The sequence below is a fragment of the Mesorhizobium sp. M1A.F.Ca.ET.072.01.1.1 genome (assembly GCF_004023325.1).
Classification (GTDB): Bacteria; Pseudomonadota; Alphaproteobacteria; order Rhizobiales; family Rhizobiaceae; genus Mesorhizobium.
Genome location: NZ_RZSF01000215.1, coordinates 1 through 11,700, shown reverse-complemented (window position 1 = coordinate 11,700; position 11,700 = coordinate 1). Strand labels below are relative to the sequence as shown.

At 65.1% G+C, this 11,700-nt stretch carries 10 protein-coding genes and 1 pseudogene; 6 read left to right on the top strand and 5 right to left on the bottom strand.

From position 1 onward, the window contains the following. Positions 1-135, top strand: a pseudogene (locus EOA32_RS40090) (MOSC domain-containing protein); the annotation flags it as partial. A 12-nt stretch (positions 136-147) separates the two neighbouring features. Here EOA32_RS40090 and EOA32_RS24915 read toward each other — a convergent pair. From EOA32_RS24915 to EOA32_RS40635, 4 genes are all read right to left on the bottom strand, one after another. Continuing rightward, entirely contained in the window at positions 148-1,416 is a 1,269-nt protein-coding gene (locus tag EOA32_RS24915; RefSeq protein ID WP_128373142.1) for a cyclopropane-fatty-acyl-phospholipid synthase family protein, read from the bottom strand. A gap of 408 nt (positions 1,417-1,824) precedes the next feature. Beyond that, entirely contained in the window at positions 1,825-3,243 is a 1,419-nt protein-coding gene (locus EOA32_RS24910) for a pilus assembly protein (RefSeq protein WP_128373141.1), read from the bottom strand. 301 nt (positions 3,244-3,544) lie between these two features. Beyond that, positions 3,545-4,414 carry a transglutaminase family protein gene (locus EOA32_RS24905; protein ID WP_128373140.1) on the bottom strand — a complete coding sequence of 290 codons (870 nt, stop codon included), beginning with the start codon at positions 4,412-4,414 and terminating at the stop codon, positions 3,545-3,547. Beyond that, positions 4,414-4,539, bottom strand: a complete 126-nt coding sequence (locus EOA32_RS40635) for a hypothetical protein (protein ID WP_278057108.1) — start codon at positions 4,537-4,539, stop codon at positions 4,414-4,416. Before EOA32_RS40635 ends, EOA32_RS24905 begins: the two co-directional genes overlap by 1 nt. 81 nt (positions 4,540-4,620) lie before the next feature. Between EOA32_RS40635 and EOA32_RS24900 the strand changes: the two genes are divergently transcribed. Further along, positions 4,621-5,286: an HAD-IA family hydrolase gene (locus EOA32_RS24900; protein WP_128373139.1), complete on the top strand. Its 666-nt coding sequence runs from the start codon at positions 4,621-4,623 to the stop codon at positions 5,284-5,286. Positions 5,287-5,388: 102 nt separating this feature from the next. Here EOA32_RS24900 and EOA32_RS24895 read toward each other — a convergent pair whose 3' ends face one another. Next, complete coding sequence (locus tag EOA32_RS24895) at positions 5,389-5,607, bottom strand: DUF1674 domain-containing protein (RefSeq protein ID WP_067001484.1); 219 nt, start codon at positions 5,605-5,607, stop codon at positions 5,389-5,391. A 105-nt stretch (positions 5,608-5,712) separates the two neighbouring features. On the opposite strand from EOA32_RS24895, the gene htpX reads away from it, so the two are divergent. From htpX to purH, 4 genes are all read left to right on the top strand, one after another. Beyond that, positions 5,713-6,726, top strand: coding sequence for a zinc metalloprotease HtpX (gene htpX / locus EOA32_RS24890; protein WP_128373138.1), 1,014 nt, complete (start codon positions 5,713-5,715; stop codon positions 6,724-6,726). Then, complete coding sequence (locus tag EOA32_RS24885; protein ID WP_245499374.1) at positions 6,717-8,117, top strand: RsmB/NOP family class I SAM-dependent RNA methyltransferase; 1,401 nt, start codon at positions 6,717-6,719, stop codon at positions 8,115-8,117. The genes htpX and EOA32_RS24885 overlap by 10 nt, the downstream gene beginning before the upstream one ends. A 133-nt stretch (positions 8,118-8,250) precedes the next feature. Then, a complete protein-coding gene (locus EOA32_RS24880; protein WP_128373136.1) occupies positions 8,251-9,975 on the top strand; it encodes a heparinase II/III family protein in 1,725 nt (574 codons plus the stop codon). 96 nt (positions 9,976-10,071) lie between these two features. Continuing rightward, the gene (gene purH, locus EOA32_RS24875) at positions 10,072-11,688 is read left to right on the top strand and encodes a bifunctional phosphoribosylaminoimidazolecarboxamide formyltransferase/IMP cyclohydrolase (RefSeq protein WP_095778035.1); all 1,617 of its coding nucleotides are present in this window, start codon (positions 10,072-10,074) and stop codon (positions 11,686-11,688) included. The last annotated feature ends 12 nt before the right edge of the window (positions 11,689-11,700 follow it).

Genomic DNA, 11,700 nt, shown 5'->3' with positions numbered 1-11,700 from the left:
GCCCAGGACGGCTTCGACAACGACCCCGGCATCCTGCGCAACCTGGTCCGCTACAACGCCCACAATATCGGCGTTTATTGCACCGTCGACCGGCCGGCACGCGTCGAGATCGGCGCGGAAGTGCGGTTCGCCTGACCTGCCTTGTCCCTACCGGTACAAATCTTCACGCGTCGGCGGCAGGCCGCTTGGTCCCCGCGCGCGCTTGGTGGCGACGGTCTGGAAAATCTGCGCCGAGGCGCGTTCGAAGGCGATCGAGCAGCCGGTGAGATAGAGCAGCCATAGCCGCGCTTTCGCCTCGCCGACCTCGGCGGTCGCCTCGTCGAAGCGCGCATGGAGACGCTCGGCCCACAGCCGGCAGGTGCGCTGATAATGCTCGCGAAGGTTCTCGACATCATGGACGAGGAAGCCACGCGCCTCGAGATTGCCGAGCGTCATGCCGATCGTGTCGAGCTCTCCGCCTGGGAAGATGTATTTGATCAGCGCCTTGTATTCCGGGCCCTTGCGCAACGTCTTGCGGATGTCGCCCTTGCTGCGCCTGGTGATGGCGTGGTGCAGATAGATGCCGCCGGGCTTGAGCAGACGATGGACGGCCGAAAAGTAGGCGTCGTGATTGGCGATACCCAGATGCTCGAACATGCCGATGGACGATATCTTGTCGAACGCGCCGGAGAGCTCGGCGTAGGATTTGATCTCGATGGTGATGCGGTCCTCGAGACCCTCGGCGCGAATGCGCTCGCGGGCAAGCTGCGTCTGGGCCCGCGACAACGAGACGCCATGGCCGACGACGCCGTAATGCTTCGCTGCATGGATCAGCATCGCGCCCCAGCCGCAGCCGATATCGAGCAGCCTTTCGCCGGGCTTCAGCCTGAGCTTGCGGCAGATATGGTCGAGCTTGTCGACTTGCGCCTGGTCGATGCCGTTGGCGAAATCCTTGAAATACCCACAGCTATAGACCATGTGCTCGTCAAGGAAGAGCCGGTAGAAGGCATTCGAAATGTCGTAGTGATGCTGGATCGCTTCCTTGTTCGACCCGCTGACATAGGGGTTGCGGCCGGAGAGGTCGCTGCGCGCCGTCATCTGTTTTCGCGAGAACAGCACCACCGGCAGGTCGCGCAGGATCTCCAGCTTGGGCAATGATCTGAGCTTCGTCTTGAGCCTGCCCTGCGAGGGCACGGCGTAGAAGTCGAACAGCGTGCCCTCTTCGATGTCGACGGTCTTGGAAATCCACATCTCGACAAGCGTCGAGAAGGCAGGACGCCGCACCAGTTGCCAGACGATGTCCTGATCGTTGATGGCAAGCACCGGACCGCCGGCGGGCCCGATCCGCTCGCCGGTCCAAAGCCTGACCGCAAAACCCGGCTTCAACGTCTCGACGACCCTGCGTACGATCCGCGCGGCTCTGTCGGCGGCGTCCATTCCCACCTCCCAATAGGCGAACCCGGCCCTGGAGCGCCACTGTCGTCCACCGGCCCGTCGACCGCAATCCCGATCTGTTGCGCAAAAGCATCGCGCGAGGATGATCCTCACCCGATGCACGGCCATTCCGTAGCGTCATCTTGTGTTTTTCCGCGACGCACCCCATCATTTGGCTGTGTTCAACAAACCGAAAGGAGGTGATCCGATGTCGAGTGATTTCGTTTTCCATAACGTGAGCTCAGCGGATTGCACTTCCGGGAAGCAGTCTTCCCGTTAAGGCGCGAGACGCGCGGCAGGTGACCCGAAGGGGTCGCCGCCAGGAGCCGCGTCATGGACGGAAACACGGAAGGCCGCCTGCTTCGTCAAGAAGCGGCGGCCTTTTCCTTTTCTCGCGGCCTGCCCTGTGGGTCAGCGATTGATGGTGAGCTTCTCGATATTGCGGGTGATCTGATCGAAGGCATCTGACAGTTCGGTGCCCGTGGCGGCCTCGTAAAAATGCTTCAGCGACGACGTGTCGTCGGTCGCACAGTCCTTCAATACGGATCTCGCTTGATCCCTCTCGGTCGTCGTCATCGACGGATCGTTGAGATCGAAGCCGATGGTGAAAACCTCTATGCCGTCGTGCTTCATATTCTCGCAAATGGCTTCGGCATTGGCGCGCGACCTCCGGCCCTCGTCGTCGGACGCGGACGTGCCGCGCCCGCGGGCAAAGGCGGTGTTGAACTGGCCATCCGTCATCAGGATGGCGATCTTTGCCACTTTCTTCGGATCGAAATTCGCCGGACCCGCGCCCAGGCGGGCATCGGCGATGGCCGAACGCCAGGACGGCGAAAGCATGTAATAGCCCCATTGCGCGGCAATGCCACCTGCCGTCACGCCCGCAGCTTGGAAATGACCGATGGCCGTGAGCAGCTTGTTCTGATCGGCCGTCAGCGGAACCAGCGCCGCGGATGGACACACTTTCATGCGGTAGTCGCGGTTGACCTTGGCCTGATAGGTCCTGCCATTGTTGTCCTGCCGCAGCGTATACGGGCCGTCGGACGAATAATCGGCATAGCCGTCCTTGTCCTTGCGTTCAGTGGCGCATTTGTCAGGCGCGGTCGTCACGGAAACGGCAAGGGGCGCATCGATCGGCGGCGGCAGCTTCGGTCCGGTCGACGTCTCGACGAAGACGGTGTCGGCGAGGCCGCCAGTGTTGACGGCCTCGGCATAGGGGACGATCGCCACCCGGACCCGAGGCTCGCTGGGATCCCGGTTCTGTCCGAGGAGATCCTTGACCGTCTGCGACGCGGCCGCCTGCAGGTCGCCGATCTTATTGGTCTTGGCGCGCTTGTTGGCCGCCATGGAGCCGGTGATGTCGAGCATCAGCGCCACCTCGATCTTCTTGTCCGAATAGAGCGCGGTGGTCGAGGCGGCGACACGCTGCATATCGCCAACGCTGAACAGCGGAAAATAGAGGCCGACATCGGCATGCGCATTCACCTGCACGGTCTTCGATGTCCTGTCGATGGTGAGCTTGTCGAGCACGATCTGGTCGGCCTGCAAGATGCCGGCCGCGCTGTTGGCGTCGAGAAATGCCTGTACCGATGCGTTGGCATCGGCTTCCTTGATGATGCCTAGGGTGAGATCGCGTGCCGTCGAAGTCACAGCGGCATCGACGACGCTCTGCAGACTCGATCTCGCATTGTAGACCTGCGCGATATTGACTGCGAATCCCACCCCCAGCGCCAGCACCGATGCGGCAGCCCCAAACAGAACCGCGAAATTGCCTCCGCGATCCCGCGCAAAGCCGTCCACCCCACGAGCGAGACCTTTCAACTGCCGCATCCTCACCCCCGCCTGCTGCGGCTTCGGTGCCGCTCAACGGAAGCGCTGCAGGATTTCGGCCAGACACGGACACCCTTCTGTTCGAAGGCGCGGAGCGACAGTTAACTCATTGTTTTTGCTGGAACACGGCAGACAGGAAGGTGAATGGCGGGTAAATGGAAACGCAATAGGGAAATGCCGTTAATAAAGCGCTTACCATGAGTGGCGGAGCGATTGCGGCCCTTCCCGCTTCGGCACAGCGCGCCCTGTGCTAAAGCGGGTCAGCGCTGGTGCTGGCGCCGCAGTGAAACAGCCGCCTGGCTTAGGCGAGCATCTGGGCGCTCGCGGTCCTGTCGATGCCGTGATGCGGCGGCTTGAACAGGTTGCCTTCCTGCTCATAGGTCCACACCTTGAACAGGGTAAGCCGATGCGGGCCGAAGCTGTGCAGCAGCGGCACGTCGGTGGCGTCGCGGCCGCGCGCGATCACGACGCGGCCGATCCTTGGACGATTGTGGCGCGGATCGAACGCGTACCATTTCCCGTCGAGGAACACTTCCATCCAAGCTGAGAAATCCATCGGCGCCGGATCGGCCGGCACGCCGATATCGCCGAGATAGCCGTTCACATAGCGCGCTGGAATGTTTATCGCGCGGCAGAGCGCGATCGAAAGATGCGCGAAGTCGCGGCAAACGCCGACGCGCTCCTCATGCGCCTGCGCCGCCGTGCGGGTGGCGCGGGCATAGCCGTAGCCGAACGAAAGCCGGCTATGGACATAGTCGACGATCGCCTGCGCGCGCGCCCAGCCGGGCGGCAGGTGGCCGAACAGCTCCCAGGCGAGGTTGCTGAGGTGATCGGTTTCGCAATAGCGGCTGCCGAGCAGGTAGACGAGCACCTCGTCCGGCAGCTCCGCCACCGGCATTTCGCGCGCCAGCGTGTTGATCTCGTCGGCCTCGCCGCTGTCCTCGATCACCCCATCAAAGAGGATGCGAAAACCGCCGGCCGGCGCCGTGAAGCGGCGGCAGATATTGCCATGGCTGTCGCGATAGGTGGTCGTCGGCACCGAAGGCGAGGTGAGAAAGCGTGTCTGCCGCTTGATGTCGGCATGGCGATCCGGGTGGATGTCGAGAAGCGCGATGATCGGCGTCGCGGCATCGCATTCGATGGCGATTTCGTAGCCGAGCCTGATCAGCATCACTTCCCCTTGTTGGTGGTCTTGCCCTTGTTGGTGGTCTTGCCCTTGTTGGTGGTCTTGCAAGACTGGTTGGAGAACGCCGCAATGAGGAGCGTTGTTCCGGCGGCGAGTCGAAATGCCGGCATGCGCCTTTGCAGGCTCCGCTTCGGAGGTTAGGATAGCGGTGCGTTTCGCGCTCCCCGAAAACGATTCCCCCAGGATATCCGATGTTCCCAGGCAGAAAGTTCGCCGCTTTCCTTTTCGACATGGACGGCACGGTCCTCAATTCGATCGCCGCGGCGGAACGCGTGTGGACCAAGTGGGCTCGCCGTCACGGCCTCGACGTCGCGAGCTTCCTGCCGACTATCCACGGCAAGCGCGCGATCGAGACCATCGCCGCGCTGAAGCTTCCCGGCGTCGATCCCGTCGTGGAAGCCGATGCGCTGCTCGAGGCCGAGGCGGCCGACCTCGAGGGCATCGTTCCGATTCCGGGTGCTGTGGCGTTTCTCAAGTCGCTGCCGCCGGAGCGCTGGGCGGTCGTCACCTCGGCGCCGCGGGAACTCGCGCTGCTGCGTATGGCGGCGGCCGGCATTCCGGTGCCGGCCATCATGGTCTCGGCCGAGGACGTCACCCGCGGCAAGCCGGCGCCCGACTGTTTTCTTTTGGCGGCAAAGCGTCTCGGCGTCGAGGCGCGCGATTGCCTCGTCTTCGAGGATGCCCCGGCCGGCATCGCCGCGGGCGAAGCCTCCGGCGCCTCGGTGATGGTGATCAGCGCCACGCATGTCCATCCGGTCGTGACGCAGCACGCCAGCATCGCCACCTACGATGCCCTCGGCGTCGCCACGGACGACAATGGCTGGATGATCATCGAGCCGCAGCGCGACGCGGCCTGACGTATGTCGCGGTGTGCAGCGGTTTTGCGAAGACGGCAGCACAAACAAGCACTTAAAGCGCGTCGCCTGAATCCGCTTCAGCGCGACGCGCATCGAGTGTCATTAGAAATCGGTGGCCAGGCCCTTCACCTCCCAGTCGCCGTAGCGCCCGGGTTCCTTGCCGCCGCGGCCGCCGAGCTCTTTCGGCAGGCGGGCTTCCGCCTCGCGGTATGCCTTCCGCCGGGCTTCGGCTTCCGCCAATGCGCGCTGCGCCTCAAGCGTCAGCGTCCTTTGCGGCTTGTCGCCTTCGGCGGCTTCGGTTTTGTTGGGTTGTTCGGTCATGCGATGCTTCCTGCCGATTGAAACGGGGACCGGCCTTTCCCATGATATAGCCATGACAATGGCAGGATCGACCCCTATTCGCCACCACGCCAGACGGAAGAGACGATGAATACGCTTCGCACCGCCATGCTCCTTGCCGCGATGACCGCGCTGTTCATGGGCGTCGGCTTTCTGATCGGCGGCACCGGCGGCATGGTGATCGCCTTGCTGTTCGCCGCCGGCATGAACCTGTTCAGCTACTGGAATGCCGACAAGATGGTGCTGTCGATGAACCGCGCCATCGAGGTCGACGAGAGGAACGCTCCCGAATATTATGCGATCGTTGAGGCGCTGGCCAAGCAGGCGGGCCTGCCGATGCCGAAGACCTATCTGATCGACAGTCCGCAGCCGAACGCCTTCGCCACTGGCCGCAATCCCGAAAACGCCGCTGTGGCCGCATCGACCGGCCTGCTGGAGCGGCTCAGCCACGAAGAGGTAGCGGCGGTGATGGCGCATGAACTCGCCCATGTGCAGCATCGCGACACGCTCACCATGACGATTGTCGCCACGCTTGCCGGCGCGATCTCGATGCTCGGCAATTTCGCCTTCTTCTTCGGCGGCAGCCGCGAAAACAACAATCCGCTGGGCTTCGTCGGCGTGCTTGTCGCCATGCTCGTTGCGCCCTTTGCCGCCATGATCGTGCAAATGGCGGTGAGCCGCACCCGCGAATACGAGGCCGACCGGCGCGGCGCCGAAATTTGCGGAAATCCGTTGTGGCTCGCCTCGGCGCTCGACAAGATCGCGCGCGGCGCCGAGCGCATTCCCAATCCGGATGCCGAGCGCAATCCGGCGATGGCACATCTGTTCATCATCAATCCGTTGCACGGTGAGCGCATGGACAATCTGTTCTCGACCCACCCGAGCACAGAGAACCGCATCGCCGCCCTGCAGCAGATGGCGCGCGAGATGAGCGGTGCCGCCCAAGCCGCGCGGCGCGAAGCCCCTGCGCCAGGCCAGCCGGACGAGCCGCAGGCAGGGCCATGGAGCCAGCCGGCCGAGCCGGAGCGGCCGAAGCCCAATCCCTGGGGTCGCAACCCGACCGGCCCCCGCGGCGGAGGATCCAAAGGTCCGTGGTCGTGAGCGGAGCGAAGCGCCGACCGCAAACCCAAGGCAGAGGTGACGCAAGTGCGAGCGAAACGGTCGCCGGCCTCGCGGCGCGCAAGGCGGCCGCCCGCCTGCTTGCCGCCGTCATCGATGCCCATACCCCGCTCGACGGCCTGACCGACAACGAGCACGGCCACCCGCAATACAAGGCGCTCGACCAACGCGACCGCGCATTGGTGCGCGCCATTCTGGTCACGGCGCTGCGTCACCGCATGACCATTGCCGGACTGCTTGCAAGGCGTCTGGAAAGGCCGTTGCCGGCCAACGCCACCGTGCTCTCGCACATCCTGCACGTGGCCGCCGCGCAGATCCTGTTTCTCGACATCCCCGACAGCGCCGCCGTCGACCTCGCCGTCACCCACGCCAAGTCCGACCCACGCACGCTGCGTTTCTCCGGTCTCGTCAACGGCGTGCTGCGCTCGCTGGCGCGTGCCAAGGGCGCCGAGCTGGCGCCGACGCTCGCCGCGACGACCGAGGCGCCCCAGTGGTTCGCAGACCGACTGGCCACAGCCTATGGCGCCGCCAGGGCGGAGGCCATTCTTGCCGCACATCGCCATGAGGCTCCGGTCGATTTCACCGTTAAAACCGACCCTTCGCTCTGGGCGGAGAAGCTGGGCGGCATCGTGCTGCCGACCGGCACGGTGCGCGTCGAGAAGCTGCAGACCGGCGTCACCGATCTGCCCGGCTTCGCCGAGGGCGCCTGGTGGTTGCAGGATGCGGCGGCAGCCCTGCCCGCGCGCCTTTTCGGCGCCATCGAGGGACAACGCATCGCCGATCTTTGCGCCGCGCCCGGCGGCAAGACGGCCCAGCTGATCCTCGCCGGCGCGAACGTCACCGCCGTCGACAGTTCAAAGAACCGGCTGGCCAGGCTGGGTGAGAACCTAAAACGCCTCGGCCTTTCGGCCGAACTGGCGCACACCGACCTGCTCGACTACCGGCCGGCGGAGCCGTTCGACGCCGTGCTGCTCGACGCGCCCTGCTCCTCGACCGGCACCGTGCGCCGGCATCCCGACGTGCCGTGGACCAAAACCATGGCCGATGTCGAGAAGCTCGCCACGCTGCAGCGGCGCCTGCTCGCTCACGCCGTCACTCTCGTCAAACCGGGCGGACGGCTCGTCTTTTCCAATTGCTCGCTCGACCCGATCGAGGGCGATGAGCTCTATCGCGTCTTCCTTGCCGGAACTCGCGGCGTGATCGCCGATCCGATCCAAGCGGGTGAATTCGCCGGCCTCGATCCCTTCCTCACGCCCGATGGCACGCTGCGCACCACCCCCGCCGATTTGGTGCTGAATTCACCGGGGGTTTCGGGGCTCGACGGCTTCTTTGCCGCCCGCATGAGAAGGACGATTTGGGACGTTATTGCATAAATCTTGCCGACTTTTTTAGCGACGCCCAGGCCATGGCCGCGTGAAGGGGTTCACTTCGGCGAAATCCGCCTTCGCATAAGTTCTTGAATCATATAAGCTTGTGCTTAGGGGCTGACGACTATCAGGAGGGGTTTTGGCACTTGCTGCCGGCAGCACGACGCGTCTTTGGACGCTTGTCGCGAGGGAGTTCTGGCGCAAAACGCGCCGGCGCCTTCGTGCCGGTCCTATCTATCGCTGGCGTTATTCCGGCCGCACGCCCGAGCGCGTCCTCATCGCGCCGCCGGATCTGAGGCTCGCCGACCCGCAGATCGCGCTCGAAATCTACTATGGCCGCTATCCGCTGTCCGGCCACATGGTCGAGACCGGCGGCAAATCGCCTTTCCAGATCAATGTGCCCAACCGCGGCTGGCAAAAGTCGCTGCACGGCTTCCGCTGGCTGCGCCATATGCGCGCCGCAGGCACCGAGCTCGCCGCCGCCAACGCTCGCGCCCTGGTCTCGGACTGGATCGTCATGCACGGCAACCAGATATCGGGCGTCGCCTGGGAGCCTGGCACGACAGCCAAGCGGGTGATTGCCTGGCTCCAGCATTCCTCGGTCGTGCTGCAAGGCGCTGAATTCCCGTTCTACCGCGCCTTCCTCAAATCGCTCGCCATGCAGATCCGCTATCTCAGATCGATGGCGCGCGAGATGCCGGACGGCAAGGACAGGCTGCGCGCTCGCATCGCGCTCGCCTTCTCCACCCTGTCGCTACCCGCGCCGGCCTCGGCGCTGCGCGCCGCCACGCGCAACCTGGCCGAGGAGCTCGACCACCAGATCCTGCCGGACGGCGGTCACATCTCGCGCAACCCGATGACGGTGCTGGAATTGCTGGCCGACCTTCTGCCGTTGCGCCAGACCTATGCCAACCAGGCCGAGGCGCCGCCGCCGGCGCTGATCAACGCCATCGACCGCATGCTGCCGGCGCTGCGCTTCTTCCGCCACCAGGACGGCAGCCTTGCCCGCTTCAACGGCATGGGCGCCACCATCCACGATCGCATCGCCACCATCCTGCGTCATGACGACACGGTCGGCGCGCCGCTGCTGCACGCGCCCCATTCCGGCTATGAGCGCCTGTCGATGGGCGGCGTCACGGTGATTGCCGACACCGGCCTGCCGCCGCCTGTCGACATCTCCAACGCGGCGCATGCCGGCTGCCTCGCCTTCGAGCTTTCCTCCGGGCGCCAGCATTTCATCGTCAACGCAGGCATCGACACCTATGGCGCCGCCGAATTCCGGCCGCTCGCCCGCGCCACCGCCGCGCATTCGACAGCCACCGTCAACGACACGTCCTCGGCGCGCTTCAGTCACTCGTTGCGGGTCAGCGACCTGCTCGGCTCGCCGCTGATCGGCGGCCCCCAGCACGTGCCCTGCAAGCGCATCGACCAGAAGGGTGTGCAGGGCTTTGTCGCGCGCCACGACGGCTATGCCGCGCGCTTCGGCTTGCTGCACGAGCGGGAGCTGAAGCTGGCGGAGAACGGCAATGTGCTGACCGGCCGCGACCGCTTCCTTCGCCCCGGAGGTGCGGCGATCCGCAACAATGGCCGCGACTTCGTCACCGTGCGCTTCCATACCCATCCCGACATCGGCCTGCTGCACGACGAGCAGGGCCGCCTGACCCTGGCGGCCTCCCAGGGCGACACCTGGGTGTTCACTTGTGCCGAAGTGGCGCCGGAAATCGAGGAATCCATCTATTTCGCCGGGCTCGGCGGACCGCGCCGCAGCCGGCAGATCGTGCTTGCCTTCAAGGCCTCGGAGATCGCCGAGGTGCACTGGCAGCTGACGCGCGCCGCCGTCGCCGGCTATCCCGAGAACAATTGATTCGCGGCCAAGGAACCCGAGTTGCGCGCTTGATTTCCGAGCCTCATATGCTACGGCCCGCGAACGTTCCCAACCAGCCTTGAAAGGCCGCCAGCCATGGCCGTCCCCGCCAAGAACATTCCGGCGCCCGACCTCGTTCCGATTCGCCGCGCGCTGCTTTCCGTTTTCGACAAGACCGGTTTGATCGACTTTGCCAAAGCCCTTGCCGCCGCCGGCGTCGAGCTGGTCTCCACCGGCGGCACCGCGAAGGAGATCGCCGGGGCCGGCCTGGCCGTACGCGATGTTTCGGAGCTGACCGGCTTTCCCGAGATCATGGACGGTCGCGTCAAGACCTTGCATCCCTCGGTGCATGGCGCCCTGCTCGGCGTGCGCGACGACCCCGAGCACGCGAAAGCGATGCACGACCACCACATCCAGCCGATCGACCTCGTCGTGTCCAACCTCTACCCGTTCGAGGAGGTCCGCCGCTCCGGCGCCGGCTACGCCTCGATCGTGGAAAACATCGACATCGGCGGCCCGGCGATGATCCGCGCCTCGGCCAAGAACCACGCCTATGTCGCCATCGTCACCGACCCTGCCGACTATGCATCGGTGCTCAACGCGCTGGAGATGAATCTCGGCTCGCTGTCGCTCGATTTCCGCAAGAAGCTGGCGGCGAAGGCCTTTGCCCGCACCGCGACCTACGATGCGGCGATCTCCGGCTGGTTTGCCGACACGCTCGAAATCGAGCATCCGACCTGGCGCGCCTTCGGCGGCCGTCTCGACCAGGTGATGCGCTATGGCGAGAACCCGCATCAGGGCGCCGGCTTCTATCTCTCCGGCGACAAGCGCCCGGGCGTCGCGACCGCCAGGCAGCTGCAGGGCAAGCAGCTTTCCTACAACAACATCAACGATACCGACGCCGCCTTCGAACTGGTCGGTGAATTCGATCCGACCCGGTCGGCGGCGATAGCCATCATCAAGCACGCCAACCCGTGTGGTGTGGCCGAGGGCGCGACGCTGAAGGCGGCTTACGCAAAGGCGCTGGCCTGCGATCCGGTCTCGGCCTTTGGCGGCATCGTCGCCATGAACCGCATGCTCGACGCAGAGGCAGCGGAAGAGATCGTGAAGACCTTCACCGAGGTCATCATCGCGCCCGATGCCACCGACGAGGCCGCGGCGATCATAGCGGCGAAGAAGAACTTGCGCCTTCTGGTCACCGGCGGCCTGCCCGACCCGCGCGCCGCCGGCACGGTTGCCAAATCGGTCGCCGGCGGGCTGCTGGTGCAAAGCCGCGACGATGCGGTGGTCGACGACCTCGAGCTCAAGGTGGTGACGAAACGCGCGCCGACTCCGGCCGAGATGGCCGACCTTAAATTTGCCTTCCGCGTCGCCAAGCACGTCAAGTCGAATGCCATCGTCTACGTCAAGGACGGCTCGACCGTCGGCATCGGCGCCGGCCAGATGAGCCGCGTCGATTCCTCGCGCATCGCCGCCCGCAAGGCGCTCGACGCTGCCGAGGCGGCTGGCCTGGCCGAGCCGCTGACCAGGGGTTCGGTCGTCGCTTCCGACGCCTTCTTCCCCTTCGCCGACGGCCTGCTGTCGGCCATCGAGGCCGGCGCCACGGCCGTGATCCAGCCCGGCGGCTCGATGCGCGACGAGGACGTGATCGCCGCCGCCGACGAGCACGGCATCGCCATGGTGTTCACCGGCGTGCGGCACTTCAGGCATTGAGTGCCACTACCC